Raw genomic sequence first — 17,503 nt, 5'->3', positions numbered from 1 at the left:
AAGTGTGCCTAATTGTGTGTTCGCTGAATGGAAGAATTGAAGGTGATTATCATGCAATTCAAAGTCGGCGCGAAGCAAACGACGAAGATGCTCGAGCAACAAAGAGCCATTAAAGTCTATATCGCACGAGATGCAGATCCGCAGATGAAAGAGAAGATTGTTCATCTATGTGAGCGGGCGGGAGTTCCAATGAAATGGATCGACACGATGATAGAGCTTGGGGAAACCTGTGGCATCGATGTCGGGGCCGCGATGGCAGCGCTCGTAACCGAAGAAGAATAACGCAATAGCCGTTTTTGTTAGTTGATTATTTAGCGATGATTAGCTGGCGAGAACTTTTGTTTGTTCTTTTATGATCCGCCTGGATCTGTGGGCTTAATTTTAGGTAAAATGTCTACCATACATGCGTAAACAGCTATTGCCGTCTTTTGGTGGGAAGAGCCCGCTTACGCGAAAGAATATAAGTTGATTTATAAACAACTTCTTTATAAATGCTTATATTTTCAAAAGACATGAATATAGGGAAGGGGGTGGCAACATGCCAACTATTAACCAGCTAGTCCGTAAAGGACGCCAAGCGAAAGTCGTTAAATCGAAATCGCCGGCATTGCAAAAAGGTTTCAATGCATTGAAACGTGAAGCTACAAACATCAGCGCTCCTCAAAAACGCGGTGTGTGCACTCGTGTAGGTACAATGACTCCAAGGAAACCGAACTCCGCACTTCGTAAATATGCTCGTGTTCGTTTAACGAACCGCTTAGAAGTTACGGCTTACATTCCAGGTATCGGACACAACTTGCAAGAGCATAGCGTAGTTTTGATCCGTGGTGGTAAAGTAAAAGACTTAGCAGGAGTACGTTATCACATCGTTCGCGGTGCACTTGATACTGCAGGTGTAAACAACCGTATGCAAGCTCGTTCGAAATACGGTACGAAACGTCCGAAAGTTAAAAAATCATAATCATAACCTTAACAGGTTATTGAAATGCTAGAAATAGCAACTATTAGAAGAAAGGGGGACTTTCTCATGCCACGCAAAGGTCCTGTAACGAAACGCGATGTGCTTCCAGATCCGCTATATAATAGCAAACTGGTAACGCGCCTAATCAACCGCATTATGCTTGACGGTAAAAGAGGCGTTGCACAAACACTATTGTATGATGCTTTCAAACTGATTCAAGAACGCACGGGTAAAGATCCGATGGAAGTGTTCGAAGCTGCTTTGAAAAATATTATGCCTGTACTTGAGGTTAAAGCACGCCGTGTCGGCGGTGCAAACTATCAAGTGCCGATCGAAGTTAAACCAGAGCGCCGTACGGCACTTGGTCTCCGTTGGCTCGTGAACTACTCACGTAACCGCGGTGAGAAAACGATGGAAGAGCGTTTAGCTGCTGAAATCACAGATGCTTCCAATAACACTGGCGCAGCTGTTAAAAAGCGCGAAGATACTCACAAAATGGCTGAAGCGAACAAAGCGTTTGCTCACTACCGCTGGTAGAATTTTTACATTCGAGAGGAGACAATTTTATGTCAAGAGAGTTCTCCTTGAAAAATACGCGTAACATCGGGATTATGGCGCATATTGATGCCGGTAAAACCACAACTACTGAACGGATTTTGTTCTTCACGGGCCGTACTCACAAAATCGGAGAGGTGCACGAAGGTGCAGCTACGATGGACTGGATGGAACAAGAACAAGAGCGCGGTATTACAATTACGTCTGCCGCGACGACTGCTCAATGGCATGGACACCGCATTAATATTATCGACACCCCGGGACACGTTGACTTCACTGTTGAAGTTGAACGTTCCCTACGCGTATTGGACGGGGCCGTTGGGGTTTTCAGTGCAAAAGAAGGCGTTGAGCCACAGTCTGAAACCGTATGGCGTCAGGCTGACCGTTACAACGTACCTCGGATTGCCTACGTAAACAAGATGGATATCATTGGTGCAGATTACCTAAACGTAATCAAAGACATGCGTGAGCGTCTTGGTGCCAATGCCGTAGCAATTCAAATTCCAATCGGCGCGGAAAGCGACTTTAAAGGTATTATCGATATCGTTGAACGTGTAGCTTATATCTACAAAGACGATACTGGTAAAGACCCTGAAAAAGTTGAAGTTCCAGCTGAGTATGTAGAGCAAGTAGATGCACTACGTACGGAATTGATTGAGAAAGTAGCAGAATTGGATGAAGAATTAACGATGAAATATTTGGAAGGTGAAGAAATCACTATTCCAGAAATTAAAGCAGCACTCCGTAAAGGTGTTTGCGAAGTTAAAATCTTCCCTGTTGTAGCTGGCTCCTCATACCGTAACAAAGGTGTTCAGCCGATGTTGGATGCTGTTGTGGATTACCTACCTTCACCTCTTGATGTACCAGCTATCAAAGGTACTCTTGAAGACGGTGAAGAAGGAGAACGTCCATCTTCAGACACAGAGCCTTTCGCGGCTTTGGCATTCAAAATCATGACTGACCCTTATGTTGGTAGACTTACTTTCTTCCGTGTGTATTCTGGTGTACTAAAATCCGGTTCGTATGTCCTTAACTCAACAAAAGGCAAACGTGAACGTATTGGACGTATTCTTCAAATGCACGCAAACAGCCGTCAAGAGATCACGGAAGTTTATTCCGGCGATATCGCTGCAGCTGTAGGTTTGAAAGATACTACTACTGGTGATACACTTTGTGATGAGAAGCACATCATCGTTCTTGAATCGATGAACTTCCCTGAGCCGGTTATCTCGGTTGCTATCGAACCAAAAACGAAAGCTGACCAAGACAAACTAGGTATCGCTATTTCCAAGCTTGCTGAAGAAGACCCTACTTTCCGTGCACATACGGATGAAGAAACAAACCAAACAATTATCTCTGGTATGGGTGAGCTTCACCTTGAGATCCTTGTTGACCGTATGTTCCGCGAATTCAAAGTTGAGACAAACGTTGGTAAACCACAAGTTGCTTACCGTGAAACGTTCCGTCAAGCTGCGAAGGTTGAAGGTAAGTTCGTTCGTCAGTCCGGTGGTAAAGGTCAATTCGGTCATTGTTGGGTTGAGTTTTCACCACTTGAGCCTGGTACAGGCTTCATATTCGAAAACAAAACAGTTGGTGGATCAATTCCTCGTGAATTTATCGCTCCAATCCAAGCTGGTATCGAAGAGTCAATGAAGAACGGTGTTGTAGCCGGCTTCCCGCTCGTTGATGTTAAAGCTGTTGTTGTTGACGGATCTTACCATGATGTTGACTCCTCGGAGATGGCGTTTAAAATTGCAGGTTCGATGGCGCTTAAAGCTGCCAAAGAAAAATGTAAGCCAGTTCTTCTTGAGCCAATCATGAAAGTTGAAGTTACTGTTCCAGAAGAGTACATGGGCGACGTTATGGGTATGCTTAACTCCCGTCGTGGTCGTATCGAAGGTATGGATACTCGTGCAGGTGCACAAATTATCCGCTCCAAGGTACCTCTCTCCGAGATGTTTGGTTATTCCACTACACTACGTTCCGGTACACAAGGACGCGGCGTATTCTCTATGGAGCTTTCTCACTATGAAGAAGTTCCAAAATCAATCTCTGATGAGATTATTGCTAAAAACAAAGGCGAGTAATCGTTTTTGGACTAGCGCTCAACAAATTGCTTTTGCCGTCATTTTGGTTTGCTTGCGAGCCAAATGTCGGCCACACATAAAAAATATGATGTTAAATTGAGGAGGCTCAAGTTCAATGGCTAAGGCAAAATTTGAACGTAACAAACCGCACGTTAATATCGGTACTATCGGTCACGTCGATCACGGTAAAACGACTTTGACTGCAGCTATCACAACTGTACTTTCCAAAAAATACGGCGGTGCAGCAATCGCATTCGACCAAATCGATAAAGCTCCAGAAGAGCGCGAGCGTGGTATCACGATCTCGACAGCTCACGTTGAGTATGAGACGCCTGCTCGTCACTACGCACACGTTGACTGCCCAGGTCACGCCGACTATGTAAAAAACATGATCACTGGTGCTGCTCAAATGGACGGAGCTATTCTTGTAGTTTCCGCTACTGACGGCCCTATGCCACAAACTCGTGAGCACATCTTGCTTTCGAAACAAGTAGGCGTACCTTACATCGTTGTATTCTTGAACAAATGCGACATGGTTGAAGACGAAGAGCTTCTTGAGCTAGTTGAAATGGAAGTTCGTGACCTTCTTTCTGAGTATGAGTTCCCAGGCGACGACACTCCAATCATCCGTGGTGCAGCTCGTGAAGCACTTGCTAACCCAGATGGTCCTTGGGCTGAAAAAATCATCGAGCTTTTCGAGCAAGTGGATACTTATATCCCTACTCCTGAGCGCGATACTGCTAAGCCTTTCCTTATGCCTGTCGAGGACGTATTCACAATCACTGGCCGTGGTACTGTTGCTACAGGTCGTGTTGAGCGTGGCGTTATCAAAGTTGGCGACGAGATCGAAATTATCGGTCTTGCTGAAGAATCCCGTAAGTCCGTAGTAACAGGCGTTGAAATGTTCCGTAAATTGCTTGACTCCGCTCAAGCTGGTGACAACGTAGGTGCTTTGCTTCGTGGTGTAGACCGCAGCAACATCGAGCGTGGTCAAGTTTTGGCTAAACCGGGTTCGGTTAAACCACACACTAACTTCACTGCTCAAATCTACGTTCTAACTAAAGAAGAGGGTGGCCGTCACAAGCCTTTCTTCACTGGTTACCGTCCACAGTTCTACTTCCGTACAACTGACGTAACGGGTATCATCAACTTGCCAGAAGGTACTGAAATGGTTATGCCTGGCGACAACATCACTGTAACGGTTGAGCTTATCGCTCCAATCGCTGTTGAAGAGGGAACTCGTTTCTCTATTCGTGAAGGTGGCCGTACTGTAGGCGCTGGCGCTGTAGCTTCTATCCAAAAATAATTCATTGCGGCTTAGCCGCTATGAATGACAAAAGCCCTCACTTCGGTGAGGGCTTTTTATTTTTCTATGTATAACGGTCAATAGGGCTTCTTACTTAATTTTACAAATAACTATTCATTGACTGTATGCCTTAAGCCCATTTAATATTAAGGAATAGTAGGTAGAGCTTGTCCTTCACTTATTAATTGAAGTCATTCCGCACCGAAATAGGCTTTAATGATAGAAAGCGATAATGCTTTGCTGTACATGTTTTTTTGCAAACGGCTTCATTACAAGAGAATTTATATGATGAGAGGGGTTTGAAGAATGAACAGAAAATTTATACTTAGCTTGGTATTAGCTTCAGTTATGGTAGTAACAGCAGCATGTGGTGCAAACTCAGGTAAAGCAGGCACAGAGAACGAAGGAAATAAATCGGGCTCAGGCAACAGTGAGAAACAGTATACGATCGCGATCTCACAAATTGTTGAGCACCCATCATTGGATGCAACGCGCGAAGGCTTTATTGCAGCACTAAAAGATGGTGGATTTGAAGAAGGCAAAAATCTTAAAATCGACTTCAATAATGCGCAAGGTGAGCAAGCGAATATTGCTACAATTGCACAAAAGATTAAATCAAGTAAAAGTGACCTTGCATTAGGAATTGCAACTCCGACTGCACAAAGCTTGGCTGATGAAGTCAAGGACATCCCTGTATTATTCGCTGCAGTTACAGATCCAATTGATGCAGGAATCGTTACACAATTGAAAGCTCCAGGAGGAAATGTTACTGGTGCTTCTGATACGAATCCAGATGCCATTAAACAAACGATGGATTTTATCGCTGCTCAATTTCCTAATGTAAAAAATGTGGGCCTTGTTATTAATGAAGGAGAACCAAATGCGGTTGTAATGGGCGACATTGCTGAAAAGGCACTTGCTGAACATGGCATTAAGCTCGTTAAAGCTTCGGTAGCGAACTCTTCAGATGTTAAACAAGCGGCAGAATCACTAGTTGGCCGTGTAGAAGCTATCTACATCACTTTGGATAATATGGTTGTTAGCGGCGTTGATGCTATTATTGAAGTGGCTAATAAAAATGATATTCCATTCTTCTCTGCTGACCGTGATACGGTAGAAAAAGGTGCTTTTGCGGCAGTAGGCTTCAAATATTACGATCATGGTTATGAAGTTGGCCAAATGGCAGTAGAGATTTTGAAAAATGGTAAAAAACCAGCAGACATGGATGTTACAGTGCCACAGAAGCTTGACTTCATTTTCAACTTGAAAGCAGCAGCTGAGCAAGGCATTACAGTTACTGACGAGATGAAAGCATTCGTTAAAGATCAAGCAAACAACATTATCGAGTAAATTAAAATTCATTTGCTAAAAATAATAGGCTCATAAGTTCAAAAGGGGTGACCGGGCTACTCGTTCACCCCCTTGTTATGAAAAAGGAGGTATGTCATATGCTCGTATCAATGCAGGGAGCTTTAGAGAGTGGATTATTGTATGCGCTTATGGCACTTGGAGTATATATAACGTTTCGAATTCTTGATTTTCCGGATTTGACGGTAGATGGCAGCTTTACAACAGGCGCAGCTATCGGTACGGTTATGACGGTTAATGGAACAGCTCCATGGATTGCGGTATTGTGTGCATTTGCAGGTGGGGCTATAGCGGGTACATGTACAGGCTTACTCCATACAAAGGGTAAAATAAACGGACTATTGTCAGGCATTATTATGATGATAGCACTGTATTCAATCAATTTAAGAATTTTGGGAAAACCAAACGTTTCCTTAAGGGGACAGGAAAATCTATTTAGTAATGTATCCACATTAGTTGTTATGATCATTTTTGTCGTTGTGGTTAAGTTGGTTCTCGATCTATTTTTCCGAACGGATCTCGGATTGAGTCTTCGTGCAACTGGGGATAACTCTCGAATGATTCGCAGCTTTGGTGCAAATACAGATGTTACGACGATTTTTGGCGTAGCTTTGTCGAATTCACTAGTTGCAACCTCAGGTGCATTAGTCGCACATTACAATAAATATGCGGATAATAGCATGGGTATTGGAATGATCGTTATTGGTCTTGCATCCGTAATAATTGGTGAAGCGATATTCGGATCCCGCACAATCTTTAGAGCAACTTTGGCTGTTATACTTGGTTCGATTATTTATCGAATTATTTATGCATTTGCACTACGTGTTGAATGGTTGGATGCTTCTGATATGAAGCTTATTACAGCAGTAATTATCATTTTTGCATTGATCATACCTACGATAAGAAGAACATGGAAGCAAAAGAATATAGCCAAAAGACGAACGGCAGAAATGCTGGCATCCTTGGATAATATTCAACCTGGAGGTGGACGCTAATGTTGGAGATCGCTAAAGTGTCCAAGCTGTTTAATCCTGGTACCGTTGATGAGAAGACAGCGCTCGTAGGTGCCAATCTTATTATGAAGCCAGGCGATTTTATTACGGTTATCGGTAGTAACGGAGCAGGCAAATCTACATTAATGAACATTATATCCGGCGTGATGAAGCCGGACGCGGGCGAAGTGCGAATTGACGGCAACGATATAAGTCATCTATCGGAATATGAGCGCAGCCGCTGGATTGGCCGAGTATTTCAGGATCCGATGGCAGGAACAGCGCCACGTATGTCCATTGAAGAAAATTTAGCGATAGCTTATGCTCGTGGAAAGTCACGTGGTTTTTCCTTTGGTGTAACACGCGCAAAACGTGCCATTTTTAAGAAAGAGCTGCAGCGCCTCGGTATAGGTCTCGAAAATCGACTTGGGGCAAAGGTGGGTTTATTGTCAGGTGGAGAACGCCAAGCGTTAAGCCTATTAATGGCTACCTTTACAAGACCGCAAATCTTATTGCTTGATGAACATACGGCAGCGCTTGATCCTTCAAGAGCGGAGCTCATTACGACTTTAACGGAAAACCTAGTTCGCGAGATGAATTTGACCACGCTTATGGTTACTCATAATATGGAGCAGGCTATACGCCTAGGCAATCGACTTATTATGATGGACAAAGGCCGGATTATACTTGATGTACCAGAAGAACGCAAAAAGGATCTTACTGTACAACAACTGCTAGGTGAGTTTGAGTTGATAAGCGGAAAGAAACTTGCGGATGATCGTATCGTACTTGGTTAGGGCGTTATAACTCTGAATATGAAGTGTTGGATGGAGAGTGTGCAGCTCTGTTAGAAAAGTCATAGCTGCCTGCACCTTCTAAACAAGTAGAATCAGAGCCTGCGGATACTTCACTTCAACTCTGTTATTATAGAAGGAAAACACGCAGCGACATGTGGTCGCTGCGTGTTTTTTTTGTAAATGTGAAGGTTGGCGTTATTTGGTGGTGTATTTTCATCCGGATGATGTATATAATCATATAGCGCCCATTAAGTCCGTTATTATAATGATAGTGTACTAGATACTTGTAATAAGGGACATAATGGGCGAATGTAAGGATAGATTGCAATGCATTATTGACGATCTTTCCGCAGTTGTATGAGGGTATAAAGAAAGAAGAAACTTTATGTTGCATTTGCCTATTAGATTCGGTATAATATTGACTGTTGGTCTGACGTTGCGATGATGTGAGAGGTTGCCGACACACCCGGCCCCTTTGCCATGGGGCATGTGCAGGGTTTTCTCACGGAGTATGTCCGATAATAAATTGGGCGAAAGAAGGAGGGACTTATATGGCAAAGCAAAAGATTCGTATCCGCTTGAAAGCATACGATCACAGGATTCTTGATCAATCCGCAGAGAAAATCGTTGAAACTGCAAAACGTTCCGGTGCAGGCGTATCCGGGCCGATTCCGTTGCCAACGGAAAAGCAAATCATCACCATTCTCCGTGCGGTACACAAGTACAAGGATTCTAGGGAGCAATTCGAACAACGCACTCATAAGCGTTTGATCGACATTGTAAACCCAACGCCGCAAACGGTTGATGCGTTGATGCGCCTGGATTTACCATCCGGTGTAGATATCGAAATCAAACTGTAATATCAGCATATGCGATTATAGAAAGGAAATGAGGTGTCAACATGAAAGGTATCTTAGGAAAAAAACTTGGTATGACTCAAGTGTTTACTGCTGAAGGTAATGTCGTTCCTGTAACGGTTATCGAAGCTGGACCTTGCGTAGTACTTCAAAAGAAAGACCAAGAAAACGATGGCTACGAAGCAGTTCAATTCGGTTTCTCCGATAAGAAGGAGAGCAGATCGAACAAGCCAGAAGCTGGTCACGCTAAAAAAGCTAACACAACACCTAAGCGCTACGTTCGTGAAATTCGCGGAATTAATCTAGGTGATTATGAAGTTGGCCAAGAAGTTAAAGCTGACCTATTCACAGAAGGCGAATTCGTTGACGTAACAGGTATTTCAAAAGGTAAAGGCTTTGCCGGCGTTATCAAACGTTGGGGACAAAGCACGGGTCCTATGTCTCACGGTTCCCGTTACCACCGTGGACCAGGTTCGATGGGTTCTATCCAAGCGAACCGTGTACCGAAAGGCAAACGCCTTCCAGGACATATGGGTCACGAAACAATTACGATTCAAAAGCTTGAAGTTATCCGTGTAGATGTAGAACGTAACGTTCTTCTAATAAAAGGTTCGATTCCGGGCCCGAAAAACGGATTCGTAAAAGTTAAGCAAACTGTTAAGAAATAATTGATCTTAAAGAAAGGAGGAACAGGAAATGCCAAAAGTAACAGTATATAACGTGAGTGGCGCGCAAGTGGGCGAACTTGAACTGGCTGAAACGGTTTTCGGAATTCAACCAAATGTTCACGTTTTGCACAGTGCTGTTGTTAATCAACAAGCATCTGAACGCTTCGGCAATCACAAAACTAAAGGACGCTCCGAAGTACGTGGTGGCGGTCGTAAACCTTGGAAACAAAAAGGTACTGGCCGTGCTCGTCAAGGTAGTATTCGCTCCCCGCAATGGGTTGGCGGCGGTGTGGTTTTCGGACCTACTCCACGCTCTTATGGCTTCAAACTTCCTAAGAAAGTTCGTCGTCTAGCGATTAAATCAGCATTGTCTTCGAAAGTGATTGCAAACGAGATTATCGTTTTGGATCAACTGACATTTGCAGCTCCTAAGACGAAAGAATTCGCAGCAATTCTAAGCAACCTTAAAGTTGGCCGCAAAGCTCTTGTAGTAACGGCTAATTATGAAGATAACGTAGCATTGTCTGCTCGTAACATCCCAGGTGTGAAGTTCGTTGCAGCTGACGGCATCAATGTTCTGGATGTTTTGGTGCATGACAACCTTATCATCACTAAAGAAGCAGTAGAGAAAGTACAGGAGGTGCTTGCGTAATGAAAAATCCACGCGATATTATCAAGCGCCCGGTTATCACGGAACGTACGAGCGATTACATGGTTGATAAAAAGTATGTTTTCGAAGTTGATCTTCGTTCAAACAAAACTGAAATCAAACTTGCGATTGAATCAATCTTTAAAGTAAAAGTAACCGGCGTTAACACAATGCGTGTTGCGGGTAAACCGAAACGTTATGGTAAACATAGCGGATACAGACCGGATTGGAAAAAAGCCATCGTTCAATTGAGCGCTGATAGCAAAGAACTTGAATTCTTTGAAACGTCTGTTTAGAAAAGGAGGAAATCAAAGTGCCTATTAAAAAGTACAAACCGACCTCTCCTGCACGTCGTAACATGTCGGTCTCGACTTTCGAAGAGATCACGACAAGTACACCGGAGAAATCGTTGCTTGCTCCACTTTTCAAAAAAGCTGGACGCAACAACCAAGGTAAAATTACGGTTCGTCACCATGGCGGCGGACACAAACGTAAATACCGTATCATCGACTTCAAACGTACTAAAGACGGTATCGTTGGTAACGTAGCTACGATCGAGTATGATCCAAACCGTTCTTCCAACATCGCTTTGATCCATTATGTTGATGGTGCAAAAGCATATATCATCGCTCCTAAAGGTTTGAAAGTTGGAGATCAAGTGGTATCTGGAGTAGGCTCTGATATTAAACCCGGCAATGCAATGCCGCTTGTTAATATCCCTGTCGGTACAGTTATCCACAACATCGAATTGAAACCAGGCAAAGGCGGACAACTTGTTCGTGCAGCTGGTACTAGTGCTCAACTTCTTGGTAAAGAAGAAAACTATGTATCCGTTCGTTTGTCTTCAGGTGAAGTTCGTCGTATCTTGAACACTTGCCGTGCAACAATTGGTTCTGTTGGTAACGAAGATCACGAACTCGTGAAAATCGGTAAAGCCGGCCGTAACCGTTGGTTAGGCAATCGTCCTACTGTACGTGGTGTTGTCATGAACCCTAACGATCACCCACACGGTGGTGGTGAAGGCCGTGCTCCAATCGGACGTAAATCTCCGTTGTCACCATGGGGTAAACCAACTCTTGGTTACAAAACACGTAAGAAGAAAAAAGCATCAAGCCAATACATTATTCGTCGTCGCACGAAATAATAGCTGCTTGATAAAAACCGCGTGATACGAAAGTATCGCTACCGCTTATTTGAAGGGAGGAACACAAATGGGTCGCAGTTTAAAGAAAGGTCCGTTTATTGACGGATACCTGCTTAAAAAAGTCGAGGTATTGAACGAAGCTGAGAAAAAGGTCGTTATCAAAACCTGGTCCCGCCGCTCGACCATTTTCCCACAATTCATAGGTCACACGTTTGCGGTATATGACGGACGCAAGCACGTGCCTGTATATGTAACGGAAGATATGGTTGGACACAAGCTTGGTGAATTTGCACCAACTCGTACGTATAAAGGCCATGCCGGTGAAGACAAAAAAACGGGCAGACGTTAATTTGCCCTTAAACATCTCTAACTGAACGAGAGGAGGTTCCTACATGCCAGAAGCTAAAGCGCACGCTAAATATATTCGTATTGCACCTCGTAAAGCACAGCTTGTTGCGGATTTGATTCGCGGTAAACAAGTTGGCGAAGCAATCGCGATTTTGCGTCACACGCCTAAGTCTGCATCCCCAATTTTGGAGAAGCTGTTGAACTCTGCGATTGCTAACGCTGAGCATAACTACCAGCTTGACGTGAACAAATTGGTTATCTCGCAAGCCTTTGTTAACCAAGGGCCAACGATGAAACGTTTCCGTCCACGTGCGATGGGTCGCGCAAGCCGGATCAATAAAAGAACCAGCCACATTACCTTGGTGGTATCTGAAAAATAAGGAGGGAATACGTGTGGGTCAAAAGGTAAATCCAATAGGCTTCCGGGTCGGTGTTATCCGTGATTGGGAGTCCAAATGGTTCGCTGGCAAAGATTTCGGCGATCTTCTTATGGAAGACGTTAAAATCCGTGAATATTTGAAAAACAAGCTGAAAGACGCAGCAGTTTCTCACATCGAGATCGAACGTGCAGCTAACCGCGTGAACGTTACGATTCAAACCGCAAAACCAGGTATGGTTATTGGTAAAGGCGGTTCTGAGGTAGAAAACCTACGTACTGAGCTTGGTAAAATTTCTAAAGGCAAAAAAGTTCACATCAACATTTCTGAAATCAAACATGCAGATCTTGACGCTATTCTTGTAGCTGAAAGCATTGCACAACAACTTGAGCGTCGTGTATCTTTCCGTCGCGCATTGAAGCAAGCAATTCAACGCTCCATGCGTTCAGGTGCTAAAGGGATCAAAACCGCAGTTAGCGGTCGTCTCGGTGGCGCGGAAATCGCACGTTCGGAAGGCTACAGCGAAGGAACAGTACCACTTCATACACTACGTGCAGATATCGATTATGGCACGGCTGAAGCGGCTACAACATACGGCCGTATCGGCGTTAAAGTATGGATCTATCGCGGCGAAGTCCTTCCGATTAAGAAGAAAGCTCCCCAGGAAGGAGGCAACTAATCATGTTGGTACCTAAACGTGTCAAACACCGCAAACAACAACGCGGTCATATGAAGGGTCGCGCTAAAGGCGGCACTACAGTAGCATTCGGTGAATTCGGTCTACAAGCTCTAGAACCATCATGGATCACAAACCGTCAGATTGAAGCGGCTCGTATCGCTATGACTCGCTACATCAAACGTGGCGGTAAAGTTTGGATCAAGATTTTCCCTGCAAAACCTATTACTCAAAAGCCTCTTGAAGTGCGTATGGGTAGTGGTAAAGGTAACGTTGAGAAATGGGTAGCCGTAGTTAAACCAGGTAAAATCCTGTTTGAACTTGCTGGTGTATCCGAAGAAACCGCTCGTGAAGCGATGCGTCTTGCGGCTCATAAATTGCCAATCAAGACTAAATTCGTGAAGCGTGAAGAAGTGGGTGGTGAAGCAAATGAAAGCTAGTGAATTTAGAAACCTAACCTCTGCTGAGCTTGAACAACAGGTCGCTGGTTTTAAAGAAGAGCTTTTCAATCTTCGTTTCCAACTGGCTACTGGCCAATTGGATAACCCGACTCGGATCCGTGATGTGCGTAAAGGAATCGCTCGTGCTAAAACGATTTTGCGTGAAAGAGAACTCGGAATTAGCAGCTAGTAAATCCCTTACATGAATGCATAATCATGGCTGAAGGAAGGAGGAAGAACATGAGCGAACGCAATGCCCGCAAAGTGTTAATTGGCAAAGTGGTAAGCGACAAGATGGATAAAACAATCGTAGTTGCTATTGAAACATATAAAAAACACGAATTGTACCATAAACGCATTAAAGTTACGAAAAAATTTAAGGCGCACGATGAAAATAACCAAGCGAAGATTGGCGACATCGTGAAAATCATGGAGACTCGTCCGCTATCGAAAGATAAGCGCTTCAGACTTGTGGAAGTTGTTGAAGTTGCTGTAATTATCTAATGAGCGTATGCAGTATCTGAGCATTTTTCCGAAAGGAGGACGTTGAAATGATTCAACCATTTTCGCGCTTAGCGGTTGCTGACAACTCTGGCGCAAAACAATTGATGTGTATCCGTGTACTTGGTGGAACGGGACGTCGCGTTGGACACATCGGCGATTTGATCGTTTGCTCAGTAAAACAAGCAACACCAGGCGGCGTTGTCAAAAAGGGTGACGTTGTTAAAGCGGTTATCGTTCGTACAAAACGTTCGGTTCGTCGTAAAGACGGTTCGTACATCGCATTTGACGAAAACGCAGCTGTTATCGTTAAAGAAGACAAAAGCCCACGTGGCACACGTATCTTTGGACCAGTTGCCCGTGAACTTCGCGATAGAGATTTCATGAAAATCGTATCGCTTGCTCCAGAAGTAATCTAACAACCTATATAAGCTTGAAAGCACAAGCGTGCAGGAGGTGTAACTCATGCCAAGGCTGAAAAAAGTACTCGAATCCCATAACAACAAATTGCACGTGAAAAAAGACGATACGGTTATCGTAATTACCGGTAAAGATAAAGGTAAGAAGGGCCGCGTTATCGCTGCATACCCGCGTGAAAATCGCGTTCTTGTAGAAGGTGTAAATACTGTTAAGAAACATACTCGTCCATCACAAGCTAATCCACAGGGCGGTATTATCGAACAAGAAGCACCAATTCACGTATCAAACGTTATGCATATCGATCCGAAGAGCGGTAAAGTAACACGTATCGGATACAAAGTGCTAGACAACGGCAAGAAAGTTCGGATCGCGAAACGTTCCGGAGAAGTAATCGACTAATCGTTACGGTAGGAAAGGAGGTCCATGATCAATGGCAGCAAGATTGAAAGGTCGTTTCTTAAACGAAATAACTCCTGCTCTTATGCAGAAGTTCAACTATACGTCTGTTATGCAAGTGCCGAAAATTGAGAAGGTAGTTATCAACATGGGGGTAGGCGAAGCGGTTTCCAATTCGAAAATCCTTGATGTAGCTGTTGAAGAACTACGTATCATTTCCGGTCAAAAACCAGTCGTTACTCGTGCGAAGAAGTCTATTGCAGGCTTTAAGCTTCGTGAGAACATGCCAATCGGGGTTAAAGTTACTTTGCGCGGTGAGCGTATGTACCATTTCCTTGATAAACTGTTCAACATTTCTCTTCCGCGTGTACGTGACTTCCGCGGTGTATCAAACAAAGCTTTTGATGGCCGCGGTAACTATACGCTTGGTTTGAAAGAGCAATTGATATTCCCAGAGATCGAGTACGACAAAGTCGATAAAGTGCGCGGTATGGACATCGTCATCGTCACGACGGCAAAAACGGACGAAGAATCTCGTGAACTGCTGACCCAAATGGGCATGCCGTTTACGAAGTAATCCACTTTTAGGAGGTGTAATACCCAGTGGCAAAAACTTCGATGAAAGTGAAGCAACAACGCACACCGAAATTTAAAGTGCGCGCGTATACGCGCTGTGAGCGTTGCGGCCGTCCGCATTCTGTTTTGCAAAAGTTTAAAGTTTGCCGGATTTGTTTCCGTGAGTTAGCACATAAGGGCCAGATTCCTGGCGTTAAAAAAGCAAGCTGGTAATCAGCCTAGTTTGGGAAGGAGGTTAACACAATGGTTATGTCTGATCCGGTTGCAGATATGTTGACGCGTATTCGTAACGCGAATGTCGTTCGTCACGAGACCGTGGAAATGCCCGCTTCGAAAATGAAGAAGCAAATCGCTGAGATTTTGAAGCGCGAGGGTTTTATCCGCGACGCTGAATATATCGAAGACAACAAACAAGGGATTATCCGTATTTTCTTGAAATACGGCCCTAACCAAGAACGCGTTATTACTGGCTTGAAACGTATTTCAAAACCAGGCCTTCGCGTTTATACACAATCAACTGAAATCCCTCGTGTACTCGGTGGACTTGGAATTGCAATTATTTCCACTTCCAAAGGGATTATGACTGATAAAGAAGCTCGCCAAGTTAAATCTGGCGGCGAAGTAGTTTGCTACGTTTGGTAAGTAACAAGTCACAAAGATAGGAGGTGTAACAATGTCCCGTATTGGTCGCAAACCAATCCAAGTGCCTAACGGCGTAACAATCAGCTTGGACAACACAGTTATTACTGTAAAAGGACCGAAAGGCTCACTTTCCCGTGAAATTCACAAAGATATGGTTGTGAATGTAACTGAAACTGAAATCCTAGTAGAACGTCCTTCCGATAATAAATTGCATCGCTCGTTGCACGGAACAACTCGCAGCATCATCGCTAACATGGTGAGCGGCGTTACTGAAGGCTTCTCCAAAAACTTGGAGCTAGTTGGCGTAGGTTACCGTGCAAGCAAAACTGGAGACAAAATCACACTTAACGTTGGTTACTCTCACCCAGTTGAGATCACTCCAGATAGCGGCATCGAGTTCGACGTTCCTGCGAACACTAAGATTACTGTTCGTGGTATCGATAAAGAACTAGTTGGCGCAACTGCAGCGAAAATTCGTTCCGTACGTGAACCAGAACCGTATAAAGGTAAAGGTATCAAGTATGAAGGCGAACGCATCATCCGCAAAGAAGGTAAAGCTGGTAAGAAAAAATAAGCAAACGGTTCGTTTGCTTAAGATAGCGTCTTAAGGCTGAAAGAAAGGAGTGAACTTTGTATGATTACGAAAGGCGACAAAAACAAGGCACGTCTGAAAAGACACCTTCGTGTTCGTAAAAAAATTAACGGTACAGCTGCACGTCCGCGTCTATCTGTATTCCGTTCCTCCAAGCATATGTATGCTCAATTAATCGACGATGTTTCAGGAGTAACAATCGTTTCTGCATCCACACAGGATAAAGAATTGACTGAAGCAATTGGCAACGGTGGTAACATCGATGCAGCTAGCAAAGTCGGAGAATTGATTGCGAAACGCGCTCAAGCTAAGGGTGTAACCCAAGTAGTATTTGATCGCGGCGGTTACTTGTATCACGGCAGAATTCAGGCACTTGCTACAGCAGCTCGTGAAGCTGGCCTAGAATTCTAATCGACTTTATTTATAAGGAGGTTAAACGACTTGCGTGTAGATCCAAATACGTTAGAACTGACTGAAAAAGTTGTTAATATCAATCGCGTATCTAAAGTTGTAAAAGGCGGACGCCGTTTCAGCTTTAGTGCACTAGTAGTAGTCGGCGACGGTAAAGGCTACGTTGGCGCAGGGATCGGTAAAGCAGGCGAAGTACCTGATGCAATCCGCAAAGGTATTGAAGATGCTAAGAAAAACCTGATCCACGTACCAATCGTTGGCACGACTATTCCCCATCTTGTACTCGGACATTTCGGTGCAGGTGAAGTTCTTTTGAAGCCAGCTTCAGAAGGTACTGGCGTTATCGCTGGCGGCCCAGTTCGTGCAGTACTTGAACTTGCTGGTGTCGGCGACATCTTGACGAAATCGCTAGGTTCTTCGAACTCCATGAATATGGTTAATGCAACGCTTGAAGGTCTTTCCCGTCTTAAACGCGTGGAAGAAGTTGCTAAGCTTCGTGGAAAAACAGTCGAAGAGCTGTTACGCTAAGGAGGGAAATAAGATGGCAAAATTGCAAATCACCCTCGTTCGCAGTTTAATCGGTCGCAACGAGAAACAACGTGCAACGGTTGAGTCTTTCGGTCTTAAGAAGATTCGTCAAGCAGTTGTTTTGAACGATAGCCCAGCTGTCCGCGGCATGGTTAACACTGTTAGTCACTTGGTAAAAGTTGAAGAAGTACAAGAATAGATAGCTGTTCTAA

General features: G+C 44.1%; 28 protein-coding genes. All 28 read left to right on the top strand.

The features are described 5' to 3' along the window. Nucleotides 1-51: 51 nt before the first annotated feature. The 28 genes from MHH56_RS30290 to rpmD all read left to right on the top strand — a co-directional run bounded on the left by MHH56_RS30290 (nt 52) and on the right by rpmD (nt 17,490). Nucleotides 52-282, top strand: coding sequence for a ribosomal L7Ae/L30e/S12e/Gadd45 family protein (locus MHH56_RS30290; RefSeq protein ID WP_339205293.1), 231 nt, complete (start codon nt 52-54; stop codon nt 280-282). A gap of 256 nt (nt 283-538) precedes the next feature. Continuing rightward, nucleotides 539-961: a 30S ribosomal protein S12 gene (gene rpsL / locus MHH56_RS30285; RefSeq protein ID WP_054025332.1), complete on the top strand. Its 423-nt coding sequence runs from the start codon at nt 539-541 to the stop codon at nt 959-961. Between the two features lie 66 nt (nt 962-1,027). Further along, nucleotides 1,028-1,498 carry a 30S ribosomal protein S7 gene (rpsG, locus tag MHH56_RS30280; protein ID WP_028609662.1) on the top strand — a complete coding sequence of 157 codons (471 nt, stop codon included), beginning with the start codon at nt 1,028-1,030 and terminating at the stop codon, nt 1,496-1,498. Nucleotides 1,499-1,527: 29 nt separating this feature from the next. Next, nucleotides 1,528-3,603 carry an elongation factor G gene (gene fusA, locus MHH56_RS30275; RefSeq protein WP_339205292.1) on the top strand — a complete coding sequence of 692 codons (2,076 nt, stop codon included), beginning with the start codon at nt 1,528-1,530 and terminating at the stop codon, nt 3,601-3,603. 115 nt (nt 3,604-3,718) lie between these two features. Then, nucleotides 3,719-4,909, top strand: coding sequence for an elongation factor Tu (gene tuf / locus MHH56_RS30270; protein WP_076271433.1), 1,191 nt, complete (start codon nt 3,719-3,721; stop codon nt 4,907-4,909). 306 nt (nt 4,910-5,215) lie between these two features. Beyond that, nucleotides 5,216-6,259 carry an ABC transporter substrate-binding protein gene (locus tag MHH56_RS30265; RefSeq protein ID WP_339205291.1) on the top strand — a complete coding sequence of 348 codons (1,044 nt, stop codon included), beginning with the start codon at nt 5,216-5,218 and terminating at the stop codon, nt 6,257-6,259. 98 nt (nt 6,260-6,357) lie between these two features. Further along, the gene (locus tag MHH56_RS30260) at nt 6,358-7,272 is read left to right on the top strand and encodes an ABC transporter permease (protein WP_339205290.1); all 915 of its coding nucleotides are present in this window, start codon (nt 6,358-6,360) and stop codon (nt 7,270-7,272) included. Next, nucleotides 7,272-8,066 (top strand): ABC transporter ATP-binding protein, encoded by a 795-nt coding sequence (locus MHH56_RS30255; protein ID WP_339205289.1) that lies wholly within the window; start codon nt 7,272-7,274, stop codon nt 8,064-8,066. Before MHH56_RS30260 ends, MHH56_RS30255 begins: the two co-directional genes overlap by 1 nt. A gap of 551 nt (nt 8,067-8,617) precedes the next feature. Next, nucleotides 8,618-8,926 (top strand): 30S ribosomal protein S10, encoded by a 309-nt coding sequence (gene rpsJ / locus MHH56_RS30250; protein ID WP_017692074.1) that lies wholly within the window; start codon nt 8,618-8,620, stop codon nt 8,924-8,926. 41 nt (nt 8,927-8,967) lie between these two features. Next, complete coding sequence (gene rplC, locus MHH56_RS30245; RefSeq protein ID WP_076271429.1) at nt 8,968-9,591, top strand: 50S ribosomal protein L3; 624 nt, start codon at nt 8,968-8,970, stop codon at nt 9,589-9,591. A gap of 28 nt (nt 9,592-9,619) precedes the next feature. After that, complete coding sequence (rplD, locus tag MHH56_RS30240; protein ID WP_053373899.1) at nt 9,620-10,243, top strand: 50S ribosomal protein L4; 624 nt, start codon at nt 9,620-9,622, stop codon at nt 10,241-10,243. Next, entirely contained in the window at nt 10,243-10,536 is a 294-nt protein-coding gene (rplW, locus tag MHH56_RS30235; RefSeq protein WP_054025324.1) for a 50S ribosomal protein L23, read from the top strand. Before rplD ends, rplW begins: the two co-directional genes overlap by 1 nt. A 17-nt stretch (nt 10,537-10,553) precedes the next feature. After that, nucleotides 10,554-11,384 (top strand): 50S ribosomal protein L2, encoded by an 831-nt coding sequence (rplB, locus tag MHH56_RS30230; RefSeq protein ID WP_076271428.1) that lies wholly within the window; start codon nt 10,554-10,556, stop codon nt 11,382-11,384. 67 nt (nt 11,385-11,451) lie between these two features. After that, on the top strand, nt 11,452-11,733 hold the full coding sequence (gene rpsS, locus MHH56_RS30225; protein ID WP_053373902.1) for a 30S ribosomal protein S19: 282 nt from the start codon (nt 11,452-11,454) through the stop codon (nt 11,731-11,733). Between the two features lie 43 nt (nt 11,734-11,776). Beyond that, complete coding sequence (gene rplV / locus MHH56_RS30220) at nt 11,777-12,112, top strand: 50S ribosomal protein L22 (protein WP_076271427.1); 336 nt, start codon at nt 11,777-11,779, stop codon at nt 12,110-12,112. A gap of 13 nt (nt 12,113-12,125) precedes the next feature. Further along, complete coding sequence (rpsC, locus tag MHH56_RS30215; protein WP_054025321.1) at nt 12,126-12,788, top strand: 30S ribosomal protein S3; 663 nt, start codon at nt 12,126-12,128, stop codon at nt 12,786-12,788. A 2-nt stretch (nt 12,789-12,790) separates the two neighbouring features. After that, on the top strand, nt 12,791-13,225 hold the full coding sequence (gene rplP, locus MHH56_RS30210) for a 50S ribosomal protein L16 (RefSeq protein ID WP_028609647.1): 435 nt from the start codon (nt 12,791-12,793) through the stop codon (nt 13,223-13,225). Continuing rightward, complete coding sequence (gene rpmC, locus MHH56_RS30205) at nt 13,215-13,415, top strand: 50S ribosomal protein L29 (protein WP_053373905.1); 201 nt, start codon at nt 13,215-13,217, stop codon at nt 13,413-13,415. Before rplP ends, rpmC begins: the two co-directional genes overlap by 11 nt. Before the next feature lie 50 nt (nt 13,416-13,465). After that, nucleotides 13,466-13,729: a 30S ribosomal protein S17 gene (gene rpsQ / locus MHH56_RS30200; RefSeq protein ID WP_076271426.1), complete on the top strand. Its 264-nt coding sequence runs from the start codon at nt 13,466-13,468 to the stop codon at nt 13,727-13,729. A 47-nt stretch (nt 13,730-13,776) separates the two neighbouring features. Then, nucleotides 13,777-14,145: a 50S ribosomal protein L14 gene (gene rplN / locus MHH56_RS30195; protein WP_076271425.1), complete on the top strand. Its 369-nt coding sequence runs from the start codon at nt 13,777-13,779 to the stop codon at nt 14,143-14,145. 46 nt (nt 14,146-14,191) lie between these two features. Then, nucleotides 14,192-14,545: a 50S ribosomal protein L24 gene (gene rplX / locus MHH56_RS30190; protein WP_076271424.1), complete on the top strand. Its 354-nt coding sequence runs from the start codon at nt 14,192-14,194 to the stop codon at nt 14,543-14,545. A gap of 31 nt (nt 14,546-14,576) precedes the next feature. Next, the gene (rplE, locus tag MHH56_RS30185) at nt 14,577-15,119 is read left to right on the top strand and encodes a 50S ribosomal protein L5 (RefSeq protein ID WP_053373908.1); all 543 of its coding nucleotides are present in this window, start codon (nt 14,577-14,579) and stop codon (nt 15,117-15,119) included. A gap of 26 nt (nt 15,120-15,145) precedes the next feature. Continuing rightward, complete coding sequence (locus MHH56_RS30180) at nt 15,146-15,331, top strand: type Z 30S ribosomal protein S14 (protein WP_054025317.1); 186 nt, start codon at nt 15,146-15,148, stop codon at nt 15,329-15,331. A 30-nt stretch (nt 15,332-15,361) separates the two neighbouring features. Then, on the top strand, nt 15,362-15,760 hold the full coding sequence (gene rpsH / locus MHH56_RS30175; RefSeq protein WP_053373909.1) for a 30S ribosomal protein S8: 399 nt from the start codon (nt 15,362-15,364) through the stop codon (nt 15,758-15,760). Between the two features lie 31 nt (nt 15,761-15,791). After that, nucleotides 15,792-16,334: a 50S ribosomal protein L6 gene (gene rplF, locus MHH56_RS30170; RefSeq protein ID WP_076271423.1), complete on the top strand. Its 543-nt coding sequence runs from the start codon at nt 15,792-15,794 to the stop codon at nt 16,332-16,334. A 60-nt stretch (nt 16,335-16,394) separates the two neighbouring features. Next, a complete protein-coding gene (gene rplR, locus MHH56_RS30165) occupies nt 16,395-16,763 on the top strand; it encodes a 50S ribosomal protein L18 (RefSeq protein ID WP_054025315.1) in 369 nt (122 codons plus the stop codon). A 30-nt stretch (nt 16,764-16,793) separates the two neighbouring features. Continuing rightward, the gene (gene rpsE / locus MHH56_RS30160; protein ID WP_054025314.1) at nt 16,794-17,291 is read left to right on the top strand and encodes a 30S ribosomal protein S5; all 498 of its coding nucleotides are present in this window, start codon (nt 16,794-16,796) and stop codon (nt 17,289-17,291) included. A gap of 13 nt (nt 17,292-17,304) precedes the next feature. Beyond that, a complete protein-coding gene (rpmD, locus tag MHH56_RS30155) occupies nt 17,305-17,490 on the top strand; it encodes a 50S ribosomal protein L30 (RefSeq protein WP_076271422.1) in 186 nt (61 codons plus the stop codon). Nucleotides 17,491-17,503 lie beyond the last annotated feature (13 nt).

This window comes from Paenibacillus sp. FSL K6-3182 (assembly GCF_037976325.1).
Lineage (GTDB): Bacteria > Bacillota > Bacilli > Paenibacillales > Paenibacillaceae > Pristimantibacillus.
This window is presented reverse-complemented; position numbering and strand designations above follow the sequence as displayed.